We start from the raw sequence: 23,351 nt of genomic DNA, 5'->3' as shown, positions 1-23,351 counted from the left end.
CGCTGCCGAATCAGGAATCGCTGATACGCACCTTGGAAGCCTGTTTTGACGCAGGAGGCAATATTTCCAAGGCGTGCGAACTACTGGGAATCCACCGTCAGACGCTGTATAACCGTCTGGCAAAAATCACCGAATTGACCGGCATTAGCAAAGAGGACTGCATGGCCTGGCCGTTGCTGCTATGCGCCGCGAAGCTCAAGGTCACGGAGCTCCAAGCCGCGGAACCTGCGGGCAGCAGGCAGCAACCGATGCGCTCCGCATGATGACAAATCAGGGCAACAGGCATGAGCATAGCAACGCGCAAACGACGCACCTGCAATCGCCGGGAATCCGTGGCAGCCGCGAACCTTGCGATAGTCACGAACCTAGCAACCGACGCACACGCATCAGTCAAGGCGCCCAGCAAATTACCGGTCCGAATCAATCAGCAAGCTTCGCCCACACTCAACAACTGGACAATTTGTCCATTTGTCGCTCCGACACCGTAATCACCGGTTCACCATCGCGCAAATCACTCCGGCGATAGTACGAGGCAACCACTCATTCTCACGCACGTCATGAATTCAGTGATCCATGACCGACGGTTCCTCCAAGACGCCGGAACGACTCCGGCAGCGGCAAATGATAGAAAGGCGGTGCCCGATGACGCAGAGCATTACATTGGCTTCGACCAACGAAATGCCATCACAAACACCCACGGCTGAATATGCCGCGGCAAGCAGCAATGAAAATTACGAAGACTTCCTCTCGGTAGTACCCGAACAAGCAAAGACCAAGAGCCTGTGGGGCCAGTTCTGGGTGTGGTTCGGCGCGAACGTCGCGCCCATCAACTGGCTGCTGGGTGCCCTCGGCGTCCAGATGGGCCTAGGCCTGTGGGAGACTTTCGCCGTCATCCTTGTCGGCAACGCCATCGGCATGTCCATATTCGGCTGCATGGTGCTGCTCGGGCAACGCACAGGCCTGACCGGCATGCTGCTCGGTCGGCGTGTTTTCGGCCGGTACGGCAACTACATTCCGACGGCCATCCAGGCGATCGTAGTCATCGGCTGGTGCGCCATCAACACTTGGGTGGTGCTGGATCTGATTACCGCACTGCTCATGAAAATCGGCCTGGTTGACTCCATCGAGGGCCATTTCGCGCTCAAGGCTTGCATCGGCGCCGTGGTCATGATCATCCAGGTCATCGTGTCCCTCTTCGGATATAAGGCGATATCGACGTTCGAAAAGTGGACCGTCCCGCCCACTGTCGCCATTCTTCTGGCCATGACCATCGCCGCATGGGGTTTCATGGGCATCGACTGGAATTATGCGGGTAATCTCACCGGCACCGGTACCGACAAAATCGCCGCCATCTCCTCCATCATGACCGCCATCGGCATCGGCTGGGGCTTCACCTGGCTTACCTACGCCTGCGACTATTCACGTTTTGTCAGCCGTTCCGTTCCCCGCCGCAAACTGTTCGGCGCGAGCGCACTCGGCCAGCTCATCCCCGTGGTGTGGCTTGGCCTGCTTGGCGCGACGCTCGCCACCAAATCCGGCAGCATTGACCCCGGCCAGCTTATTGTCGACAACTTCGGCGCGCTTGCCATTCCCGTACTGCTGCTGGTCGTGCACGGCCCGATCGCGACGAATATCCTGAACATCTACAGCTTCACCCTGTCGGTACAATGCCTGGATCTCAAGATCAACCGTCGTGCCATCAATATCGCGGTCGGATTCTTCGCGTGGCTTGGCGTGTGCCTGTTCCTCAGCCTGTCCGACATCGGCAACACCCTTGACAGCTGGCTGTCCAGCGTCGCCGGATGGACATCGGTCTGGGGCGGCATCATGTTCGTTCACTTCTATGTCATCGAACGTCATCGTGACGACTTCTCCTCGGTTCTCGACGAACCCGGCAGCGACGGCATCCCCGTGGTCCGCTGGCAGGCCATGGTCGCGTTCGTTCTCGGCCTGCTCATGACCTGGATGTTCAGCTATGGCGGGCTTCCCATCTTCCAAGGCCCGATTTCCGCCGCTATCGGAGGCATCGACCTGTCGTGGCTCGCGGGAATCGTCACCTCAGGTGGCGTGTACTATCTGCTCGCCCGCGCCACCAACCTGCGGGAACGCAACGCGTCCCTCGCCTGACCACTCCAGGCGGTGCGCCTTTGGCAAGTCAGCCGGGGCGCGCCGCCTCATTGTCATCCCATGGTTTGTTGAAAGAAGCATCATGATTATCCATAACGTGCATGTCGAAAATTCTTCCGAAACGTCAGACGTCAAGGTCACGGACGGAGTCATCACCGCCATCGAGACATCGCTGCAACCAACTGGGGATGACGAGGTGATTGATGCCCGAGGCGGGCTGCTGATCCCACCATTCGTAGACCCTCACGTGCACCTTGATGCCGCGCTCACTGCGGGCGACCCGGAATGGAATGAGACCGGAACGCTATTCGACGGTATTCGCATCTGGTCGGAACGCAAGAAGACCTTGACCGTCGAGGATGTCAAAGACCGCGCGAGACGGACACTGCTGATGATGGCGAAACGTGGAATCCAGTACGTCCGCACCCATGTGGATGTGACCGACCCGAGTCTCACCGCGTTGCATGCGCTGCTTGAGCTTCGCGACGAAATCAAGCCGTATGTGACACTGCAGATTGTCGCGTTCCCGCAAGAGGGAATTCTCTCGTTCCCACACGGCAAAGACCTCATGCGCGAAGCCGTCGCAAAAGGAGCCGACGTCGTAGGCGGCATCCCACACTTCGAGTTCACGGCCGATTATGGTGCGCAATCACTACGATTCCTGATGGATCTAGCCGAGCGTAACGACCGCTTGGTCGATGTGCATTGCGATGAAATCGACGACCCGGCATCGCGCAACCTTGAAACGCTCGCCACACTCGCCTACGAGAGCGGCATGGGCGACCGGGTGACCGCAAGCCACACCACGGCGATGGGATCGTACAATGACGCGTACACCTACAAGCTGTTCCGTTTGCTGAGAATGTCACGCATCAACTTCGTTTCCAATCCGCTGGTCAACATGCACCTGGGCGGGCGCTTCGATACGTATCCGAAGCGTCGCGGCTTGACTCGCGTCAAAGAGCTTTCCGAAGCGGGAATCAACGTCGCATTCGGCGAAGACGATATCCAAGATCCGTGGAGTCCGCTGGGAGCCGGCAACATGTTCGATGTGGTTCGCATGGGGTTGTATGCGGCGCAGCTCATGGGGTACGGGCAGATCATGGATTCGTACCGCTATGTGACGTACAACGGTGCCGGCGCGCTGCATCTGGCGCCCGCTGATTACGGCATCGCCGTCGGGAAGCCGGCGAACTGCATCGTGCTGAATGCTCCGGACTTCTATCATGCGCTCAACGAGAACGTCGAGGTGCTCTACAGCATCCGGCATGGTCATGTCATCGCACAGACGACGCCGCATGAAACGCGTCTTTTCAATCCGGAACATCACTGATCATGCCGTCGTCACCACTTCGGCCGGCCCGCGCTGGGCGATACCCCGGCGCGGGCCGGCCGTTATGTGAGCCGGAACTCGCATCGTCACCTGCCGACATTGCAATACAGCGGATTTCAGACGCCTAGAACCCTACTGTGTGAGCGAATCCTCACACGACAACGCCCAGAACGGAAAAACCAGCCAGTCCCAGCCGACCCTCGCCGACTTAAGTGTCACCGTGTGAGCCAATCCTCACACAGTGGCACCCGCAACCTGCCAGACACCAACTCGAGACTGCGAAACCGGTCATTGTGCGAGCCAGAACTCACACAATTGCCCCCCTGCGCAGCAACACAGCAGATCACGGCCAGCCAGACAGTCATTGTGCGAGCCAATCCTCACACAATCGCCCCTCACGACGGAAAATCAACGGATTTCAGTCGACCTGGCTGTCACCGTGCGAGCCAATCCTCACACAGTGACATTTGAAACCGGCAAACGGGGTGATTGCAAACGTTCCGGGCGCCACCGTGTGAGCCAATCCTCACAAAGTCGCGACTCGAGCATCTCGAAGCCATTCGACACAACAGCGACGCCCCTAGCCGCCCAGCATCTGTCCAATCACGTATGTCTGGCCATACGCGGAACGGCGACCCCGCCAATCGAACTGAGGTATCGGCTGATGTCTGGCGTCTTGCGTATCTCGTGACATGCGCAACCAGCCAATTGCCGGGCATCCCTGCAGCATCGCTCCGCACCTGTCAACTTGTGTATGCCCACGCATACGTATGACGGCGAATCCATTGCCCGAGCTGGAATATGTCCTAGCATCTGTCACCTTACGTATGTCGGAACGCACGCGCGATGACGAATCCAATGCCCGAACCAAGGTATCTGCCGATATCTGTCAGCTTGTGTATGCCAGAACACACGCAACCGGACACGCCCCACACCCAGCCCGCCGAAGCAGAGGCATTGGATGACTTACGTATGCCCAGACACGCGCAACCCGCAGCACTGCCGACCCCGACCGCAGACACCCCGTCATCTGTCGCCTCGCGCATGCCCGCGCATACGCAAGGCAACAAACCAACAGGCAAACCATACCCACCGACCCTTATCCGGCATCTTGCGTATGTCCGCGCACACATACGATGGCGAATCCGCCACCAGAACTGAGGCATATTCCGGCATCTGCCGCCTTGCGCATGCCCGCATATGCGCACGACGACAGACCCACCGTCCGGGCTGAGACATCTCCCGACATCCGTCACCTCGCGTATGTCCGCGCATACGCGCGACGACAACCCAGCCGACCGTACTGAGGTATGTCCCGGCATCCGTCGACTTACGTATGCCGGAACACACGCGACCCGCGCATCACTCCGGAATTCCCCGCGACACACCCCCGCTTTCCGCCGCTGACAGAAGCCCCCGCACCGGCGTGTCGTCTGGTATGCTGAATCGACCATCCCCGGCGATACGAATTACTTATAGCAAGCGCGAGACTGCCGTCATACCGCCGCACATCGCGCGTGCCGGTAATTTCCCCGTTATGCGGGACGGGAATACTTTGGAAAGCGCAACATATCCTGCATGTAGAACAGCGCTTCGAGCGAACAGGCACAAGACACGGGAGAACAGATACGATTATGGGTCACACACTCCGCTCCGGCCGCATCAACCGGTCGGCATTCGCAATATTCATCGCGGCCATCGCCGCCCTTACTCTCACGCTCGCCGGCTGCGGCTCCAACACGGCCAAATCGTCGGGCGACCCCAACACGCTGACGGTCGCCATCTCGTCGGCGGTCAGCACGCTGAGCGTCAATCAGGAGGCCGGCAGCGCAAACTACCAGCTGGCGGCCCTCTACCAGGAGGGTCTCACCGGCGTCGACGGCACGGGCAAGGTCATCCCGGCGCTCGCCACGTCTTGGAAGTCCAGCGACAACAAATCGTGGGTGTTCACGCTGCGCAAGAACGTGAAGCTGCACGACGGCAGCACGCTGACCGCCGACGACATCGTGTATGCGATCAACGTGGCCCGCGATTCAAAGAAGTCACCGGGCTTGTCGGTGTATTGGCCTGATTATGTGCAGTCCGCCGAGAAGACCGGCGACAACCAGATCACCATCAACCTGTCCAGCCCGCACAGCGATTTCCCGATCCAGGTGTCTAATGTGGCCGGTCTGTTCGTCACGTCGAAGAAGTTCTTTGATTCGGCGGGCTCGAACTACGGCTCGTCCAAGAAGCTCATCGTCGGCACCGGCCCGTACAAGGTCACTGAGTTCGACCCGTCCAGCCATGTGACGCTGACCAAATTCAAGGATTATTGGGGCAAGAACAACGGCCCGCAGACGGTTCGTGTCGATTTCGTGACCGAGGATTCGACCCGTCAGCTGGCGTTCACCAGCGGCAAGGTCGACGTGTCGTTCAACGTGCCGGTGACGAGCGTCGCCCAGTGGAAGACGAACGGCGGTTCGACCACCGCATATTCCGACCGCTCCTACTACGGCCTGACTTTCGATCCGAACGTCGCTCCGTTCAACGACATTCACGTGCGTAAGGCCGTCTCGTACGCGGTGGACAAGAAATCCATCGTTTCCGGCATTCTCAAGGGCTACGGCGAGGTCGCCACGGGCATCGATTCCCCGGAGCAACTCGCCGGCTGGACCGACAACGATGCAAGCAAGGCGTCCAAGCAGACGGCCAAGCTTCCCGCCATCAGCTACGACCTGAAAAAAGCGAAGGCCGAACTCAAGCAGTCCTCCAAGCCGAACGGCTTCACCGCGACGCTCACCTACCCGACCGGCTACGCGCAGGTCGGTAAGGCGTCGCTCGCCATCGCCCAGAATCTCAAGAGCCTCGGTATCACGCTCAACGTGAAGGAAATCCCGCTGGAACAGTGGCTGAGCGAAATCGGTAACGGCAAGCAGGGAGTCGGCTGGATGATCTACAACCCGACCACCCCGCAGCCGAACGAAATCACGTCATGGCTGCTAGCAGCGGGCGGCTCCGGCACGAACCCGGCAAACTGGAACAACGCCGAAGTCGCCGCGGAAACCGAGAAAGTCGGCACACTGGACCAGGAGTCCGACAAGCTAGCGCTTGTGCTCAAGAGCACCACCACCGCGCTGAATGAGGACATCTACTCGCCGATTTACTGGGGCAAGTCGGTGGTCGCCACAGCAAAGGGCGTAAAGCTCGCGAAAATCGGCACGTATTGGCTCGGCACGAATTGGGCAGCGGATTTCAGCAAGAACGCGTAGCCTGATACTGGCACCCGCGCCCGAAGGCCCCTGCGATTGGGCAGTCCGATGATTGACGGCTTGTCGCCCGTGGTGGATTCCGTCGCGGGCGACAAGCCGTTCGCATCGCACCGGCGCTTCGGCGTGCCCAGTCCAGATGCGCACATAACGAAAGGCGGATTTGTGAAAGTCGCGAAGTTCATAGGCAGACGCCTCGCCAATCTGGTGATTCTGCTATTCGTGCTGTCGCTGGTCACGTTCGGCCTGCTGTACCTGACGAACAGCGACCCGGCACGCACATTGGCCGGCGCGAAAAAGGTCAGCGCAGCGCAGCTTGCGGCAATCCGCCACCAGTATCACCTTGACGAACCGTTGTGGAAGCAGTACATGATCTGGCTCGGCAACGCGGTTCACGGGGATTTCGGCACGTCAATCCGCACGCAGCTGCCGGTGTCTCAGATGATCGGGCAGCGCGCATGGGTCACGTTGACGTTGGCCTTGCTGGCTCTCGCGATTGCGCTGCTCATCGGCTTGCCGCTTGGTGTGGTCGCCGCGAAACGGCATGGCACATGGCGTGACGGGCTGATCACCGCGCTGGCCGTCGTCGGGCTGAGCGCTCCGAGTTTCGCGGTCGGCCTGCTGTTGCTGTACGTGTTCGCGGTCAAGCTGGGCTGGTTCCCTGTGTATGGGCTGGGCGACGGGAGTTTCGCCGACGCCTTGCCGCATCTGTTGTTGCCGGCAATCACGCTTGCGGTCGGCTTGTTCGCCGCGGTGATCAAGGTGTCGCGCGCCTCGCTGCTCGAACAGGTGGAGTCGGATTACACGTTGTTCGCGCAGTCGCGCGGCGTTCCCCGTGGCACGATCACCCGCTGGCAGTTGCGCAATGCGGCGTTGCCGATTATGACGTCGTCGGGCTTGCTAATCGCCTCGCTGATTTCCGGCACGGTAATCGTGGAAACGACCTTCTCGATTGGCGGGTTGGGCACGTTGCTGCAGGAGTCAGTGACGTTCAAGGACATTCCGGTCGTGCAGGCGGTGACGCTGCTGCTGGCGACCGTCATCTGTGTGACGACGGCGATCATTGACGCGCTGTACGCGCTGGTTGATCCACGGTTGCGTCCGAATGGCGGACACCGTGATTCCGCCGACGCGCCGGCGAACAAGGAAGGTGAGGCGTGATGTCCAACACGACACAAGCTTCGGCACCGGGTCAAACCCCGCAGGACCCGCAGATGTCAGTATCCCAGCCGACATCCCAGCCCGTCGCAACGCAGCCGAACGCGTCGCACCCCGCCGCACCGCAGCCTGCCGCGACGCCACAGCCGGACGCACCGCGACCCGCCGCAACACAGCACCCCACCGCAACCCCCCGGCACCCGCGACTGCTGCCGCTTCCCGCCCGCATCCGCCGCGCGATGAGCGGCTCGTGGGCCATGCTGGTCGCCACGCTGATTCTTCTGGCCACCGCTGTTATCGGCTTGATTCCATCGTTCAATTCGCAGGCGTTGAAGCAGAATATCGTGCTCGGCGCCGTTCCTGCCGGCACGGACGGCCATGTGTGGGGTACTGACGCGCTGGGTCGTGACGTGTTCATGCTGACCGTCGCCGGCGCCCGCACAGCCATCGCCGGCCCGGTGGTGATTGCGGTCGGCGCGATGGCGATCGGCCTTGTATTCGGCCTGCTCGCCGCATATACGGGCGGCTGGGTGGATTGGCTAATCTCCCGCGTAGTGGAACTCATGCTTTCCCTGCCGACGCTGCTGCTCGCCATTGTGCTCGCGGGTCTGATCGGCGGCGGCTACTGGGTGAACGTGCTCGTGTTCATGCTGCTATACGCGCCCTACGAAATCCGCCTGGTGCGGTCCGCCGCACTTTCGCATCTGCATGATCCGTTTCTCGATGCCGCGCGGCTGTTGGAACTCAGCCCGACGCACATCCTCGCACACCACGTATTCCCAGTGATCCGGCCGGTGGTTGGGGCGGCCATGTTCCTCGACATGAGCAATGCGCTGGTATCGCTGTCATCGCTGTCGTTCCTCGGCCTCGGCATCTCCCCGCAAGCCGCTGATTGGGGCCGGCAGCTTTCGGATGCGCGCGACCAACTGTTCAACAACCCGATGACCGCGATTGCGCCGGGCATCGCCATCATCGTGGTCTCGGTGGCAATGAACATCGTGGGTGACTGGATTACCGCGCGTGCGGATAGGGGTGAACGATGAGCAACATGAACAACAGCCGGCAATCGACCGCGCAACAAGGCCAGAATCCGCAGGATTCCAGCGAAAACGCGATACAGTATCGGGACACCCCGAACCCGCAGACCGTCCCGAACCCGCAAGACGTCCGCAAGACAAACATACGGAACCCCGAAAACCCACGGAATCCCGAAAATCCGCAGGATCCCGCCATCACACTTCGTGGTCTCAAGGTGCGCATCGGCGACACCGAACTGCTGCACGGCGTCGACCTGGATATTCCGCACGGCGATACCACGGCAATCGTTGGCGAATCCGGCTCGGGCAAATCGTTGACCGCGAAAGCCCTCGCCGGCCTGTTGCCGCGATATGCGAACGTACAGGGGTCATACAGCCTTCTTGACGACACCGTGGATTTGGCCGGCGGCGAGCGCTCATGGCGGGCGTTGCGCGGCGGCGCGATCGTATGGCTTCCGCAGGACCCGTTCTCCTCGCTTGACCCGCTGCATACCTGCGGAACTCAAATCGCCGCCGGTATGCGCAGCGGCTCCCGTGCCGAGCGTCGCAATCGCGCGCGTCAGCTGCTTACGGATGTAGGGCTTGACGCTGGTATCGCCGACCGCTACCCGCATGAGCTGTCAGGCGGGATGCGCCAGCGTGTGGCGATCGCCGCCGCACTCGCGCCGAAACCGCAAGTCCTAATCGCCGACGAGCCGACCACCGCGTTGGACGCGCAGATGCAGAGCGGCGTCTTGGATTTGCTGGGCCGTTTGCGCGATGAGCGCCAGCTGACGCTTGTGCTGATCACGCATGATCTGGCGCTTGCCGCGCAGCGCGCTGACCATCTGGTGGTGTTCCGCGACGGAAGGGTGGTCGAAACGGGAAGTCGCGATGATATCATCCGGCACCCGCAAACCGCTTATACGCGCGAACTGCTTGCCGCCCACGCCGGCATCGGCGAAACAGCACGTCCAGCCATCGGCAAGACCGTTGTGCGGGCCGAGCATCTGGTGAAGCGTTTCGCTGGCGCTCCCCGACCGGCAGTCGATGACGTTTCGCTTGAGGTGCATGCCGGCGAAATCCTTGGTCTGGTGGGCGCCTCCGGTTCCGGCAAGTCCACAGTCGCACGCTGCCTGGTCCATCTGGAACGCCCGGATTCCGGTGATGTACGGTATGCGGACGACAAGAGCGGCACGACCGGCTGGTCGATGCATGTGGCGCAACTCGTGTTCCAGAACCCGTATCAGTCGTTGAATCCGACGATGACGGTCCGGCAGACGCTTGCCGAGGCGCTGCGCGCGTCCGGGGAGACAGCCGATGACACGCATGTCCGCCGGCTGTTGGATGTCGTCGGGCTGGAAACCGAGTATCTGGACCGCAAACCGGGCACCTTGTCCGGCGGGCAATGCCAGCGTGTGGCCATCGCACGAGCCCTTGCGCCGCAGCCGAAACTGCTGGTGGCCGATGAAGCGGTGACCGCGCTGGACGCGAATGTGCAACGGCATGTGCTTGAAACCCTGCTTTCGCTGCGTGAACACACGGATCTGGCGATTCTGTTCATTTCACATGACCTTGACACCGTTCGCCGTATCGCTGACCGGATTGCGGTCATGGTTGACGGGCGGATCATCGAAGAGGGCGCCACCGCCGAAGTCATGGATCATCCGAAGCACGAGTACACGCGCAAGCTCATTGCCTCTGTCCCGCGGGCGCTGTCCGCGACCCCTACGACACAGGAACGTCAATGATAAGCGCCGAAGAGAACGCACAAAGCGTACAGAATATGCGAGAAGTCCTGTACCGTGCGATAGCCGTCCCGCAATCGGTAAGCGGCCGAGCGCAAGATATTCCTCGCGAAGCCGAGCACACGGGCACAATCTGCGCTGCCAGCCCCAAGACGTGTGACGATATCCGCTCAATCTACCTCAAACTGCCGGAAACCACGCGCGCCGCACTGGTCCAGGCGCAAGGTGCGTTGGAACGCACGGTGTACACGGCGAACAACGGCCGCGACACCGCGTTCCTGCTGGGGTATCACCGCCCGCACACCGCCCAAGAGAAGCTGTGCGCGTTCAGCGGCGACGAACAGCTGCGGCATGGACTTGTCGAATATGCGGCACTGCACGCAATCCATGATTCGCACGCAATCACAGTTAAAACAGAGCCGGGAGTCTATGCCGATCAGGCGATGACGACCGACGACGGGCAATCCTGGCGTCCGCTGGGCGAGCAGGACCACTACCGCCAGACCACGGAATTCACCTGCGGCCCGGTTTCGCTGCTCAACGCCATGCACCGGTTGCATCCGCAGGTGACGGCGAACCGAGTGGACGAGCTGCATATCTGGCGTGAGGCGACGATTGCCGTGGCGTGCGAACCGTATGGCTTGGCGTTAAGCGCGGTGAAACGCGGCGAGAATCCACGCATCGTCGTTTCAAAGACCGGTCCGGTACTCAATCCAGCGGATGGTGCGATGGGCATGATCGACGTCGCAATGTCACGGGACGTGCAGGAGCATTTCGCGACTGAGGCTTGTACAACCGGCATTCCCGTCGATATCACGCCCTTCACCGCGGCGGATGTCGCGAAGCGGCTGGATGGCGGGCATGTGGCGCTGGTGCTGATTGACGAGCGTGTCATGCATGGCGTGACCTGCCCGCACTGGGTGACAGTCACCGGCACGCTGACCGACGGCACGCTGCTGGTGGATGACCCGTGGATTGACGAACCCTACGGCGAGACGCTTGTCGACGCGTATCAACTGCCAATTCGGCAGGCCGATTTCGACCTCATGATCCACTACGACGAGCCGGCGAGCGCCCAGGCGATGGTCATCCTGTAGCCCGCAATCTGTCACGCAATCTGTGGTGTGGCCAATCCGTGGCCGATTTATGGCCGTACAGCCCTTGCGCCGCTTCCGCCACGAGTACGGCGAAGGCCCGGCAGGACTCGTAAGTCCGTGCCGGGCCTTCGCTATCCGGGCCGTTAGTCAGCCCTGGCCGCTCAGTCAGCGGGAACGGGATTTACCACAGGCCGAACGGGTCGAACACGCCGCCGCCGTCATCGTTGGAACCGTTGCCGCTTCCATCGCTGCCGCTGCCGCTGCCGTTTCCGCTATTGCCGCTATTGCCGCTGTTACCGTTGCTGCTTCCGGAACCGTTCGAATTGTTGGAGCTCGTGGCGGTTTCAGCCTGGTCGAGGGTCACGTCCACATCCATCGTCTTGCCGTCGCGCACGATGGTGAGCGTCACTTTCTCATTCAGCGTCGCAGCCCGCACGTAACCGAGCAGCGAGTAGCTGTTGGTCACCGCGTTGCCGTTGAAGGCGACGATGGTGTCACCGGCCTTCAAGCCGGCCTTGTCCGCCGCGCTGCCGGAGGTGACTGCGGAGCCGGTGCCGGAGGAGGTGATTTCGGCGCCGCCGCGGGTCACGCCGTCGGCTTCCACGTTCGCGCTCTTGACGGTCACGCCGAGCACGACATGCGTCGCTTTGCCGTCCTTGATGATTTCCTCGGAGATGGTCTTGACCACGTTCGACGGGATGGCGAAGCCGATGCCGATCGAACCGCTGGAATCGGAGCTCGAGGAGCTGGAGGACGCCGTCGCGATCGAGGAGTTGATGCCGATGACCTCACCGGCCGCGTTGAAGGTCGGGCCGCCAGAGTTGCCGGGGTTGATGGCCGCGTCGATCTGCACGGCGTTGGTGACGACCTCGTTGTTGTTGTCGTCAGTCACGGAAACCGGGCGGTTGATGGCGGACACGATGCCGGTGGTGGCGGTGTTCTCATAGCCGAGCGGGTTGCCGATCGCCATGATGGACTCGCCGACCGCCAGCTTGTCGGAATCTGCGAAGCTCACCGCGGTCAGGTCGCTTGGCGGGTTGTCAAGCTTGATAACCGCCAGATCGGTCGTGCTGTCGGTGCCGACAACCGTCGCGGAGTAGATGTCCCCGTTGGCGAGGGTCACCTGGATGTCGGAAGCGCCGGAAATCACGTGGTTGTTGGTGACGATATAGCCCTTGGTATCCACGATCGCGCCGGAGCCCTTGGCGACACCACCGCTGATGGTTGCCTGGATGGACACCACGGATGCCGAGACCTTCTTCTCGACCGTGGTCCAGTCGGTGCTGGTGGTCTTGCTGTTGGTGCTGCCGGAGCCGGACGTGTTCGAAGACACGCCGCTGAGCGAGCTGGTGGTCGGGACTTTCACCCAGCCGTTGGTGATGGCCGCGTATCCGAATCCGAGGCACAGAACCGCCGCGACCAGGGCCGCGACGACGGCGACGACCACATTGCTCGCGGTTTTGGGCGCTGCCGGGCGTCCATTCGGACCCACCGGAGACACGGCGCCCGGTCCCTGAGGACGATTCGGGTCTTGCGGGCCTTGCGGCGGGAACGCCGGGGCCTGCGGACCATTGGCCTGCGGCGCGTTCGGCGCTTCGCCGTTCACAGGCGAGCCGACGGGCTGCTGGGCGTTCGCATTGTTAACGTTGTTCGCGTTGTCGCCGTAATACCCGCCGTAGTAAGCGCCGTACGGATTCTGCTGGTGTTGCGGCGGAATCTGCTGGGTCGCCGGTGCCTGCTGGGCAGGCTGCGTCGGAACCGGGCCGTATGCTCCGTATTCCGGCGCCGGGGTGTACGCTGTCGGCTGCTCATCGCTATGCTGCGCGGCATCCGCCGCGTTCTGGCCCGCGTTCTGGCCCATTCCGTCGTCTGGCGTATGGTCGGTCGGTGGCAGCGGCGCGGTCCGCTGGACGTCGTCCTGCGGCTGGTCGGTCTGGTTCTCCCAACCGTTATTGGTATCAGCCATAATCACTCCTTGCCTGACTCACGGCCGGCCCCTTTGTCATGTCCGGCCTTGTTCACTAGTTATGAGTAAAGCCGCAGCTTCTCCATGTTTCCTGAATGTTTTTTGGAAATGGATTCAAAATCGTCCCCGGATATTCAAAGAACGCGAAAAATCAAGGATATCGGCTGGTCCGGTTCCGCTGTGCCTGCCGTCCAAATCAGCTGAGAGCGATGCAGAGCTTGTCGGTGCCGCACGGCACGTTTCGCATGCTACAAGCCCGCGTCTTGCTGATTGCGACTGCGACTGGCGGCTCACGCTTCGTGATTCGCGCTTACAGCAGGTCGATCAGCCGGTCCACCGATTCGGCGGTCGTCGCCCAGCTGGTGCAGATCCGCATCACCGTATGATCGTCGTCATACCGCTCCATGAAGCCCATGCGGACTTCACGTTCCAGCCGGTCGATGGTCGCATGGTCGAGAACCACGAAAATCTGGTTGGTCGTGTTCTCGTACACCATCCGGTAGCCCTTGGCGCGCAAGGCCTCGCGGATGCGGTCGGCCATCTCGTCCGCGTTGCGGGCAATCCGCGTGTACAGCCCGTCGATAAACAGCGTGTCGAATTGCAGGCCCATCAGCCAGCCTTTCGCCATCAATGCGCCATGCTGCTTGATGCGGGTGGTGAAATGCTTGGGCATGTTGTCTTTGGTGAACACCACGGCCTCGCCGAACAGTGCGCCCACTTTCGTACCGCCGATATAGAACACGTCCGCGATCCGGGCGATATCGGGCAGTGTCACGTCAGTGCCGGACGCCACCAGCCCGTAGCCGAGGCGGGCGCCGTCGATGAACAGCGGCATGTCATAGTCGTGGCAGACGGCCGCGATGGCTTCGAGCTGCGCCTTCGTGTACAACGTGCCGTATTCGGTGGGGTGCGAGATGTACACCATGCCGGGGAAGACCATATGTTCGTGGTTGCCGTCGGCGTAGAAGGTCTCGCAATACTCGCGCAGCTCGCCGGCGTCAATCAGCCCGTCGCGCTGCGGGAGGGTGAGCACCTTGTGTCCGGTCGCCTCGATCGCGCCCGCCTCATGCACGTTCACATGGCCACAATCTGCGGCGATTACGCCCTCGTACGGTTGCAGCATCGTATCGATGACCAGCTGATTGGTCTGCGTGCCGCCGGAGATGAAGCGGACCTGCGCCTGCGGGCAAGCGCACGCCTGGCGGATCTTCTCCTGGGCGGCCTCGCAGTAGTGGTCGGTGCCGTAACCCGGCAGTTGCTCCATATTCGTCTCGGCGAGACGCTTCAGGATCGCGGGATGAGCGCCTTCACTGTAATCGTTCTGGAACACGAGCATGGATACGCCTCGAATCGTAGGTAGGACAACGGCTTGAATAACAGTGACATCCTATCATCGCGGCCGCGTGCATGGCGGACGACGCTCCCCTGCGCCTCGCTTTCGGATTCGCCCACATCGAAATGTATCAGCTTATGATACATTTATCTCATCTCTAACGACACGATGGGAGCAGAACCGTGGACACGAAATTCTCAACGGCAATTCACATGCTGATCCTCATCCACGAGGCCGACACCCCGATGAATTCGGAACAGATCGCCCACAGTGTCGGCACCAACGCCAGCTACATCCGCAAAATCGCCGCGCTCCTCAGCCGTGCGAACATCATCGCAGGGCGACGGGGTTCAAGCGGATTCGCCATGCTCAAACCGCCGGAGGACATCGCACTGCTCGATATCTATCGCGCGGTCGAGCAACACGACGAAGTCCACATTTTCGACATCCACCACAATCCCAGCGACGAATGCATCGTGGGGCGCAATATCCGCCCCGTATTGACCGGGATGTTCCGCGAGGCCGAGCGGACGGTCGAAACCGAACTTGCAACGACGACGCTGGCGGACTGCATCGCACAGATGCGCGCGCACATCAACCACACCGATGCCACGAACGCCGTCAACGGCGGCAACGCAATCGGCAACAACGACATTGGCTACAGCAGCAGCAATACCGGCAACGCCCAATAGGGCGACAAGGAAGGCAGACCGCAATGAAAGCAGCGATACTGGACCACTACGACCGACACGGAGCGCCTCTGAATGTGCGAGATATCCCCACACCCGACCCCGGCCCCGGCGAAGCGCTCGTGCAGATTCACACGGCGGCGGTGAACCCGCTGGACAATATGATCATCCGCGGGGACGTGCGCCTCATCGTGCCCTATCGCACGCCACTGGTCATGGGCAACGAATTCTCGGGGACTATCGTGCAGTCCGCCAGCGGTCGGTTCAAGCCCGGCGACCGTGTGTACGGCCGCATGCCCCTCGCCAAGATCGGCGCGTTCGCGGAATACGCCGCCGTGGACGAATCCGCGCTCGCCCTCGTGCCTGACTATCTGTCCATGGAAGAGGCCGCATGCGTGCCGCTGACCGCGCTCACCGCTCTGCAATCGCTGGAACTCATGGAAACGCAGCCGGGACAGACGCTGTTCATTTCAGGCGGGACCGGCAGCCTCGGAGCCATGGCCATCCCCATCGCCTCACGCATGGGGCTGACCGTCGCGACCAACGGCAGTGCCCGCAACGAAAAGCGCGTCCGCGACTTGGGCGCCGACATATTCATCGACTACAAGACCCGGCGCTATACCGATGTGCTACACGATGTCGACTGCGTGCTGGACTCCTTGGGCGAGCGCGAACTGCCCGGTGAATTCCAGGTGCTCAAACCCGGCGGTCATCTCGTCTCACTCCGCGGCATCCCTAACGGAAGATTCGCCAAACGCGCGGGATTGCCGCCGTTCAAGCGGATGCTGTTCAGCCTTGCGGGGCGCAAATACGACCGTATGGCGGCGCGCAAGAATCAGACCTACGACTTCGTGTTCGTTCACGCCGACGGTGCGCAGCTCGGGCGCATCAGCAAGCTTTTCCCCGCGGAACGCCCGCTCAGCGTGTCCATCAACCGGACATTCGGGCTCGACCAGGTGAACGACGCACTCGAACAGGTCAGGTCAGGCCACTCGCAAGGCAAAACGCTGCTACGCATCACGAACGCGTGAGCCCGTGCCCGCGTGAGCCGGATACGTGCAATCCGCACACACGTGAGCCGCGCACACGTATGCTGTACCCGCGTAAGCCGGATATACGATAAGCCCGCATCCGCGTAAGCCGCGCGCACTCATCACCCTGCTTCTACCGACACTGAGAGCCTCCTAAGCGTCCGTAGAAGGTTTTGTTCTGCTTCTGCCGACACTAGGGACCGCGTCAGCGTCGGCAGAAGGTCGGGAAATCGGCGGCCATTCGTCGATTACCTGATTCCCCGCCCTGCGCGATGAATCCCGGCACCCCGGACGTGTAACATCTCAATATCTCGCAAAACTGGACGAAAATCGGAGATTTTCAGATTTCAGCCCGACGCCCCGCACAAGGCTGAGATCAGCGACACCTCACCAGTCCATTGATTTTCGACGAAGTTTGTCCGGTCACGCATGCTGGTTGATTACCCATTATCGGTCAACCACCCCAAAAACCGGTTACGCTAACGGCTCTCCCAGCGTAGACAGTTTGTGGAGGGATGGCAGACAAGCGCGCACATTGGCCTATAACCCGAAACCGTCCGGTACTATGCCCACATTTTGCCCACACTTTTCGGGAAACACAAGGAATACAGGGACTTACCCGGAATTAGTCACCGTATCAGCACGCCGATGAAACCGTTGAAAAACAAAGGAACCAGCCGTTTCCGGCTGGTTCCCGAATCGTGCGAGCGGAGGGAGTTGAACCCTCACGAGCATTCGCTCACTGCCACCTGAAGACAGCGCGTCTACCATTCCGCCACGCTCGCAGACAAATAGACAAGATACCATGATTGACTATCTGTTGCAAGCTGGAATCATCGGCGTGTCGCTAGCATAGATTCAGCCGGCTGCTGTCAACACGCAGACAGGCGCCGCGAAGCAACCGTAATGAGGCACCCAAAAGAGCAACCGCCGGCCGGCGTTGATCTTGTCGGCAGGCGCAGCATGCACCAACCAGTATCAACGCCAACGCCGTCTCCAGCGTCGCCAACGCAAAAATCAGCGACTGCTGGCCTGAGGCATCATCCGGCCACCACACGACCCGCTCAATCACCCGCTCGGCCAGCTCACCCGTACGCCAACAGTCACCCGCGCGACCCGTTCGCGTAGAATCGCGCCAGCGTCTCGTCGCGGAACTCGTCGAAATACCCACCGTCAATCGACGCGCGAATATCGTCAAGCAGCTTCACAAAGAAATGCTCGTTGTGAATCGTCGCCAGCGTGAAGCCGTTGAACTCCCTCGCACGCAGCAGGTGGTCGACATACGCCCGCGAATAATGCGTGCACGTGTAGCAGTCGCAGCCCTGTTCAAGTGGCTCGAAATCGAACTTGTTGGCGGCGCGCTTGATGTTGTACCGTCCGTCGCGCGTGAAAATGGCGCCATTTCGCCCGCAACGCGCGGGAGCCACGCAGTCGAAGGTGTCGCCGCCGTTTTCCACGCATGCGAAGATGTCATCCACCGCCGCGATACCGAGCACGTGACGCGGCCGGCTCTCCGGCATTGCGTCGCAGATCCACGCGCACGTGTCGCCGATGATCCGTTTCTCGATCGCGCCTCCGATACCGACGCCGTCGAAGTCCAGCGAGGCGATCTCCTCGGCCGCATGCCGCCGCAGATCCTCGTAATTCGCGCCTTGGACCACGCCATACAGCGCCTGATACGGCTTGCCGAGCCGCTCCCGGGTGAGCCGCTCATGCTCGGCGACGCAGCGTTTCGCCCATCGGAACGTGCGTTCCACTGAGCGTTCCTGATATCCGCGCGTGTTCATGAGCGTGGTCAGCTCGTCGAACGCGAACATGATGTCAGCACCGATCTTGTGCTGGATCCCCATGCTGATTTCCGCGCTAAACCGGTGTTTCGCGCCGTTGAGCGGCGATTTGAACGTCACGCCGTCCTCGTCCACGAAAGCGAGACGTTCCTTGCCTTCGGCGATTACGTCATCCGACTTCATGCCGGTCACGTCCATGGCGAGCGTCTTCTTGAAGCCCGCGCCCAGCGACAGCACTTGGAATCCGCCGGAATCCGTGAAGGTCGGACCGTCCCAGTTCATGAACTTCGCCAGCCCGCCGGCCGCATCAAGCACATCCTCACCCGGGCGTTCGAACAGGTGGAATGCGTTCGACAGCAGGCATTGCGCGCCAAGCTGCTTCATGGATTCAGGCAGAACGGCTTTCATCGCTCCCTGCGTGGCGACCGGCACGAACGCGGGCGTATGGATGTCGCCGTGCGGGGTGTGGATGATACCGGTGCGCCCGTACCGCGCGCCGCCACGCCCTTTGCCGTTCGCGGCATCCGGCAGGCGGGTGATGGTTTCAAACCAGAACGCGCTACGGTCACCGGGTTTGCCGGGCTCGGCGCCACGGGGGTGTTCAAGCAGACTAGTCATAGCCGCTACTTTAGGCGGAACCTAGGGAAAAGGCAGTTCACGGCGGAATCCAAACACTGTCCATTCGTATGATGTCCTTCGGTTCGTTGTTGCCTGACAGTCTCATACAATAAACGCATATCGGATAGCTGCTTGGAATCAAATGACTGAGGTATCAATGATGAACAACAAACAGGGGATTCGTAGCCGTGATATGGCGAGTGCGGAGCAGAAACGCTGGAAATCTATAAAGATACTGTTATCGTTGGCGTGTGGCTGCTTAATGTATCGGGTATTCACAACTGTGGCATGGCCGTATCTTATGACAATGACACACGGGGCATTGGAAACCAGCCCTCTACTTTACATCGCCGCAACGGCAATTGTCGTAATCTGTGCGGTTGTATTGTTCTATCGGGATTTGGACATTTTTCGAACCGGGATTTCAAAACGTTTCGGGGACGCACAGGCAATTGCATACGGCGCGCTACTACTCGTTGCCGTGATGTTGAAAAGTGTCGGCACTCGGGGAATCAACTGGGATATCACTGCAATCGCCGATGAACTCTCACCGATTTCCCCCACACTGATTCTCAACATACTTCTTTTTATCCCAGCTGGCATGATGATGTCTAAAATGCTCTGCAAAACACCATGGAGACACATCCTCGTTCTTACCGTACTGATATCTGTTGAATTGCTGCAATACCTATTGTCTCTGGGCATCTGTGACATCAACGATGTTCTGGAAAATTACATCGGGATATTATGCGGCACAATAACCGCCGCATGGCTGCGCGCGCACGTGTGTACACTGTGCCGTATCAACGGCTGTTATATGATCCGCAAAGCGGAGAGCGCGAAAACATTGTCTCCTCAGCACCATGACTAAGAACGCGCTGTATGTGTGACTACACCGTCATGAACCCCCGCGCTGGAATTGCGCTCATGCGGCCGCTCAGGCTTGCCGTCTCCAGTATTACGGGAGTTTATGCGAGATTCCATGATTCGCGGATAAACTCCCACGCAGAACCCGGGAGTTTGGCGCGATTCCTCGACACGGACGATAACCTCCCAATCAAAACGTTGGAATTCCGCGATTCAGAAAAATCGGCCTCGGAGCCTTCAGCGGGAGTTTATTCACTAAACGCAGTATCCGCGATAATCTCCCACGCAAATCCGGGAGTTCATCCGCTGGCGGGCGGTTCCGGCACAAAGTCCCGCCCACAACACAATTGACCGCGCCCGGCATATCAACCGGACGCGGTCAGATCGCGTAGTGCTGGCTTGTGTATCGTCGCCAGCCTTCTGGCTCGGCTCACAGCACCGGCACAATCGCAAGCAACCGCCAGAACCACCAGCGGCCGCTGCCAGCTACCGATGCAGTAACAGCTACTTCGCCGCCGATTCGTCGCTCGGATGCGGCTTCGGCTTCATAGCACTCGGCAGCGGCATGTGAATCGGCTTATGCGGCTTGACCGGCGTATGCTGTGCCGGTGGCTCGTCGCTCGCGGCCTTCGCCGCCGCTTCCGCCGCCCACTTGGCGTATTCGTCTAAATCGTCATCAACTGGTGATGACTCGCTCTTTGTGCCCTCGCCCGACTCATGCGCATACTGCTCTTCGACGTCGGCGAACGGATCGAACGAACCGGTACCCGGCTCCTGGGAATTGAGCTCCTTGGCGAGCTCATCGTAGTCGGTATCGGTAGTCAGGTACTTGAGCTTACGGGCTATTTTCTGCTGTTTTGCCTTCTGACGTCCGCGGCCCATCTGACCCCCTGCAATACTTATAGTTGTTGAATCATCATATAAGAGAGTACCACTTATTATGCACGTGGTGGTTGTCTGCTGAGACTTTTACGATAAAAGCAAGTTTTACTTGGGCTTTCAAGGCAAAGGAATGGTCATGGCAGATGAGCAAGTGACTGCTGTAGGCAACGAGATGAGCGCGAGTTTCCTCGCCGCGAAGAAGCGTTCGGACGAGACGCTGGCTGCGCTCAAAGAGAATCCGGGCAAGTTCACGATGCTGACTGGCGACCGGCCAACCGGACGACTGCACCTTGGCCATTACTTCGGCTCGATTCGCGAGCGTGTCGCCATGCAGAACCTGGGCGTGAACACGAATATCATCATCGCTGATTATCAGGTGATCACCGACCGCGACACCACCGAGCACATCCAGGACAACGTGCTCAACCTGGTGCTTGACTATGTGGCCGCCGGCATCGACCCGAACAAGACCATGATTTACACGCATTCCGCGGTTCCGGCAGAGAACCAGCTCATGCTGCCGTTCCTGTCGCTGGTCACCGAGGCGGAGCTGCACCGCAACCCGACCGTGAAGTCCGAAATGGAGGCTTCCGGCCACGCGCTGACCGGTCTGCTGCTCACCTATCCGGTGCATCAGGCGTGCGACATCCTGTTCTGCAAGGCCAATGTGGTGCCGATCGGCAAGGACAATCTGCCGCACGTGGAGATCACGCGCACCATCGCCCGCCGGTTCAACGAGCGGTATGCGAAGAAGCATCCGGTGTTCCCCGAGCCAAGTGCGATTCTGTCCGAAGCCCCGGAAATCCCGGGTCTTGACGGCCGCAAGATGAGTAAGTCCTACGGCAATTCGATTATGCTGGGCGCTACCGCCGAAGAGACTGCGAAGCTCATCAAGAAGAGCCGCACCGATTCCGAGCGCAAGGTGACGTATGACCCGGTGAACCGTCCGGAAGTGTCCGCGCTGCTGACCACCGCCGGCCTGGTGACCGGCCGCGACCCGAAGGATATCGCCGAGGAGATCGGCGATGCCGGCGCCGGCGCCCTGAAGGCGTACGTCACCAAGTCGGTCAACGAGTTCCTCGCCCCGCATCGCGAGCGTCGCGCCGAACTCGCCAAGGACATGGATTCGATCCGCGACATTCTGCACGACGGCAACAAGCGCGCCAACGAAATCGCCGAACAGACACTGGATGAAGTCCGCGAGGCCATGGGCATGAAGTACTGACCCGGGTCAGACAATCCGCGTTGGTTCTCACAAACCGGCTGTGCTAAGAGGGCTCTTGGCACAGCCGGTTTGTGTATGGGCGAGCAAAGGAAGGTCTTGGCGTGAGCGTATTGCGAAGCGATCGCGAGTGTCGCGCAATAGCACCGTAGCTTCGCGCGCAATTCTCACGCACGCACGCTCAGACGAGCGGTAGCAGGCCGCTCAGATCGTCGCGTTCGCCGACTGCGCTGATGCGGCCGGCCTGCTTCTCCTCGGCCCATGTGGTAATGCCGCATGCCAGACGCAACCACACATCCGGCTTGAGTTCAATCACATCAGGCGGCGTGAGATTATGCGGGTCAGACGCCGGCCCGTCCAGGATCTTGATGGCGCCCCACGGTGCCACACGCACTTCGACGCCCTCCCCCGGCGCCTTGCGCTCCAGCAAGTACAGTGAGTACCGCACGGCCCACGCCCACACCGGACGCGGCAGATCATTCGGAGACACGGTCAGACGCCCCGTCTCACTGTCATCCTGCGCGGCGAGCTCCCGTGCCTTGTCACGCCACTGTTGCAGCCCGTCACGGCCCTTATCAATATCCTGTTCCCTGATTACCGGCATACCCCCATTGTGCCACGGCCGGCCGCGACATGGCGCGGCACAAAGCGTCCCGGCCCCCACCTGGGACCGAAATGCCGACATACGTATCCCACGGCATACGCAAACCACGGAAGACAGCCCGGCACAGCCGCGTTCCAGCGAAATCCGATCAGCTGCGTATGCCACGGCATACGCCGCACAACAGACAGAAGACGCCCCACACCATCCGGAAACTGCAATACCAGCTTACGTATGCCCCCACATACGTCACACGACAGATACAAGGCGTCCCACACTACCCGGAAGCCGAAATGCCGACTTACGTATGCCACGGCATACGTTATGCGCCGGGTAGAAGCCTTCCCGCACCACCCAGGAGCCGCAACGCCGACTGGCGTATGCCCAGACATACGTCACGCACCAGATACAAGGTGCTCCACCCTAGCTGAGAGGCCGCAATACTGGCTTTGTGTATGTCCGGGCATACGGAAACCGCAGAAGACAGCCCGGCACAGCCACGTTCCGGCTAAATCTGATTCGTTACGCATGCCACGGCATACGCCGCACAACAGACAGAAGACGCCCCACGCTATCCGGAAACTGCAATACCAGCTTACGTATGCCCCCACATACGTCACACGACAGA

Annotated in this window: 17 protein-coding genes and 1 tRNA gene; 12 read left to right on the top strand and 6 right to left on the bottom strand. The window is 60.5% G+C overall.

Annotated features, from left to right (window positions below):
- From ACI38B_RS06430 to ACI38B_RS06395, 8 genes are all read left to right on the top strand, one after another.
- Positions 1–263, top strand: a 263-nt coding sequence (locus ACI38B_RS06430; RefSeq protein WP_439730026.1) for a helix-turn-helix domain-containing protein, incomplete at its 5' end; no start/stop codon positions are given.
- A gap of 379 nt (positions 264–642) precedes the next feature.
- Positions 643–2,127: a purine-cytosine permease family protein gene (locus tag ACI38B_RS06425; RefSeq protein WP_439730025.1), complete on the top strand. Its 1,485-nt coding sequence runs from the start codon at positions 643–645 to the stop codon at positions 2,125–2,127.
- Positions 2,128–2,209: 82 nt separating this feature from the next.
- The gene (codA, locus tag ACI38B_RS06420; protein ID WP_439730024.1) at positions 2,210–3,460 is read left to right on the top strand and encodes a cytosine deaminase; all 1,251 of its coding nucleotides are present in this window, start codon (positions 2,210–2,212) and stop codon (positions 3,458–3,460) included.
- A gap of 1,634 nt (positions 3,461–5,094) precedes the next feature.
- Positions 5,095–6,711, top strand: coding sequence for an ABC transporter substrate-binding protein (locus ACI38B_RS06415; RefSeq protein WP_439730023.1), 1,617 nt, complete (start codon positions 5,095–5,097; stop codon positions 6,709–6,711).
- A 162-nt stretch (positions 6,712–6,873) separates the two neighbouring features.
- A complete protein-coding gene (locus tag ACI38B_RS06410) occupies positions 6,874–7,869 on the top strand; it encodes an ABC transporter permease (protein ID WP_439730022.1) in 996 nt (331 codons plus the stop codon).
- Positions 7,869–8,909, top strand: a complete 1,041-nt coding sequence (locus tag ACI38B_RS06405) for an ABC transporter permease (protein ID WP_439730021.1) — start codon at positions 7,869–7,871, stop codon at positions 8,907–8,909. The genes ACI38B_RS06410 and ACI38B_RS06405 overlap by 1 nt, the downstream gene beginning before the upstream one ends.
- Positions 8,906–10,633 (top strand): ABC transporter ATP-binding protein, encoded by a 1,728-nt coding sequence (locus ACI38B_RS06400; protein WP_439730020.1) that lies wholly within the window; start codon positions 8,906–8,908, stop codon positions 10,631–10,633. Before ACI38B_RS06405 ends, ACI38B_RS06400 begins: the two co-directional genes overlap by 4 nt.
- Positions 10,630–11,727 carry a peptidase C39 family protein gene (locus tag ACI38B_RS06395; RefSeq protein ID WP_439730019.1) on the top strand — a complete coding sequence of 366 codons (1,098 nt, stop codon included), beginning with the start codon at positions 10,630–10,632 and terminating at the stop codon, positions 11,725–11,727. Before ACI38B_RS06400 ends, ACI38B_RS06395 begins: the two co-directional genes overlap by 4 nt.
- A 181-nt stretch (positions 11,728–11,908) precedes the next feature.
- Here the strand turns inward: ACI38B_RS06395 and ACI38B_RS06390 are convergent, their stop codons facing one another.
- Positions 11,909–13,693 (bottom strand): trypsin-like peptidase domain-containing protein, encoded by a 1,785-nt coding sequence (locus tag ACI38B_RS06390; RefSeq protein ID WP_439730018.1) that lies wholly within the window; start codon positions 13,691–13,693, stop codon positions 11,909–11,911.
- Positions 13,694–14,003: 310 nt separating this feature from the next.
- A complete protein-coding gene (locus ACI38B_RS06385; RefSeq protein ID WP_439730017.1) occupies positions 14,004–15,029 on the bottom strand; it encodes a threonine aldolase family protein in 1,026 nt (341 codons plus the stop codon).
- 179 nt (positions 15,030–15,208) lie between these two features.
- On the opposite strand from ACI38B_RS06385, the gene ACI38B_RS06380 reads away from it, so the two are divergent.
- On the top strand, positions 15,209–15,718 hold the full coding sequence (locus ACI38B_RS06380) for an Rrf2 family transcriptional regulator (RefSeq protein WP_439730016.1): 510 nt from the start codon (positions 15,209–15,211) through the stop codon (positions 15,716–15,718).
- Between the two features lie 23 nt (positions 15,719–15,741).
- Positions 15,742–16,746: an NADP-dependent oxidoreductase gene (locus ACI38B_RS06375; protein ID WP_439730015.1), complete on the top strand. Its 1,005-nt coding sequence runs from the start codon at positions 15,742–15,744 to the stop codon at positions 16,744–16,746.
- Positions 16,747–17,448: 702 nt separating this feature from the next.
- On the opposite strand, the gene ACI38B_RS06370 is transcribed toward ACI38B_RS06375, so the two are convergent.
- A tRNA-Leu gene (locus ACI38B_RS06370) sits at positions 17,449–17,531 on the bottom strand.
- A 318-nt stretch (positions 17,532–17,849) separates the two neighbouring features.
- Positions 17,850–19,151 carry a tRNA guanosine(34) transglycosylase Tgt gene (gene tgt, locus ACI38B_RS06365; RefSeq protein ID WP_029576217.1) on the bottom strand — a complete coding sequence of 434 codons (1,302 nt, stop codon included), beginning with the start codon at positions 19,149–19,151 and terminating at the stop codon, positions 17,850–17,852.
- Positions 19,152–19,293: 142 nt separating this feature from the next.
- On the opposite strand from tgt, the gene ACI38B_RS06360 reads away from it, so the two are divergent.
- Positions 19,294–20,022 (top strand): VanZ family protein, encoded by a 729-nt coding sequence (locus tag ACI38B_RS06360; RefSeq protein WP_439730014.1) that lies wholly within the window; start codon positions 19,294–19,296, stop codon positions 20,020–20,022.
- Positions 20,023–20,522: 500 nt separating this feature from the next.
- Here ACI38B_RS06360 and ACI38B_RS06355 read toward each other — a convergent pair whose 3' ends face one another.
- The gene (locus ACI38B_RS06355; protein WP_015449585.1) at positions 20,523–20,900 is read right to left on the bottom strand and encodes a DUF3073 domain-containing protein; all 378 of its coding nucleotides are present in this window, start codon (positions 20,898–20,900) and stop codon (positions 20,523–20,525) included.
- Between the two features lie 136 nt (positions 20,901–21,036).
- Here ACI38B_RS06355 and trpS point away from each other — a divergent pair, with 136 nt between their 5' ends.
- Positions 21,037–22,125 carry a tryptophan--tRNA ligase gene (gene trpS / locus ACI38B_RS06350; RefSeq protein ID WP_339562363.1) on the top strand — a complete coding sequence of 363 codons (1,089 nt, stop codon included), beginning with the start codon at positions 21,037–21,039 and terminating at the stop codon, positions 22,123–22,125.
- A 178-nt stretch (positions 22,126–22,303) separates the two neighbouring features.
- On the opposite strand, the gene ACI38B_RS06345 is transcribed toward trpS, so the two are convergent.
- Positions 22,304–22,726 (bottom strand): sterol carrier family protein, encoded by a 423-nt coding sequence (locus ACI38B_RS06345; RefSeq protein WP_029576219.1) that lies wholly within the window; start codon positions 22,724–22,726, stop codon positions 22,304–22,306.
- Between the last annotated feature and the right edge of the window lie 625 nt (positions 22,727–23,351).

This window comes from Bifidobacterium sp., from assembly GCF_051876855.1.
Classification (GTDB): domain Bacteria; phylum Actinomycetota; class Actinomycetes; order Actinomycetales; family Bifidobacteriaceae; genus Bifidobacterium.
The sequence above is the reverse complement of the archived record's forward strand: the minus strand, read 5'-3'. Positions and strand labels throughout refer to the sequence as shown.

Coding starts and splice junctions, on each gene's coding strand:
- tgt (WP_029576217.1), bottom strand. CDS start 19,151: ATGACTAGTCTGCTTGAACACCCCCGTGGCGCCGAGCCCGGCAAACCC.
- ACI38B_RS06345 (WP_029576219.1), bottom strand. CDS start 22,726: ATGCCGGTAATCAGGGAACAGGATATTGATAAGGGCCGTGACGGGCTG.
- ACI38B_RS06360 (WP_439730014.1), top strand. CDS start 19,294: ATGACTGAGGTATCAATGATGAACAACAAACAGGGGATTCGTAGCCGT.
- ACI38B_RS06405 (WP_439730021.1), top strand. CDS start 7,869: ATGTCCAACACGACACAAGCTTCGGCACCGGGTCAAACCCCGCAGGAC.
- ACI38B_RS06400 (WP_439730020.1), top strand. CDS start 8,906: ATGAGCAACATGAACAACAGCCGGCAATCGACCGCGCAACAAGGCCAG.
- trpS (WP_339562363.1), top strand. CDS start 21,037: ATGGCAGATGAGCAAGTGACTGCTGTAGGCAACGAGATGAGCGCGAGT.
- ACI38B_RS06395 (WP_439730019.1), top strand. CDS start 10,630: ATGATAAGCGCCGAAGAGAACGCACAAAGCGTACAGAATATGCGAGAA.
- ACI38B_RS06375 (WP_439730015.1), top strand. CDS start 15,742: ATGAAAGCAGCGATACTGGACCACTACGACCGACACGGAGCGCCTCTG.
- ACI38B_RS06425 (WP_439730025.1), top strand. CDS start 643: ATGACGCAGAGCATTACATTGGCTTCGACCAACGAAATGCCATCACAA.
- ACI38B_RS06390 (WP_439730018.1), bottom strand. CDS start 13,693: ATGGCTGATACCAATAACGGTTGGGAGAACCAGACCGACCAGCCGCAG.
- ACI38B_RS06385 (WP_439730017.1), bottom strand. CDS start 15,029: ATGCTCGTGTTCCAGAACGATTACAGTGAAGGCGCTCATCCCGCGATC.
- ACI38B_RS06415 (WP_439730023.1), top strand. CDS start 5,095: ATGGGTCACACACTCCGCTCCGGCCGCATCAACCGGTCGGCATTCGCA.
- codA (WP_439730024.1), top strand. CDS start 2,210: ATGATTATCCATAACGTGCATGTCGAAAATTCTTCCGAAACGTCAGAC.
- ACI38B_RS06355 (WP_015449585.1), bottom strand. CDS start 20,900: ATGGGCCGCGGACGTCAGAAGGCAAAACAGCAGAAAATAGCCCGTAAG.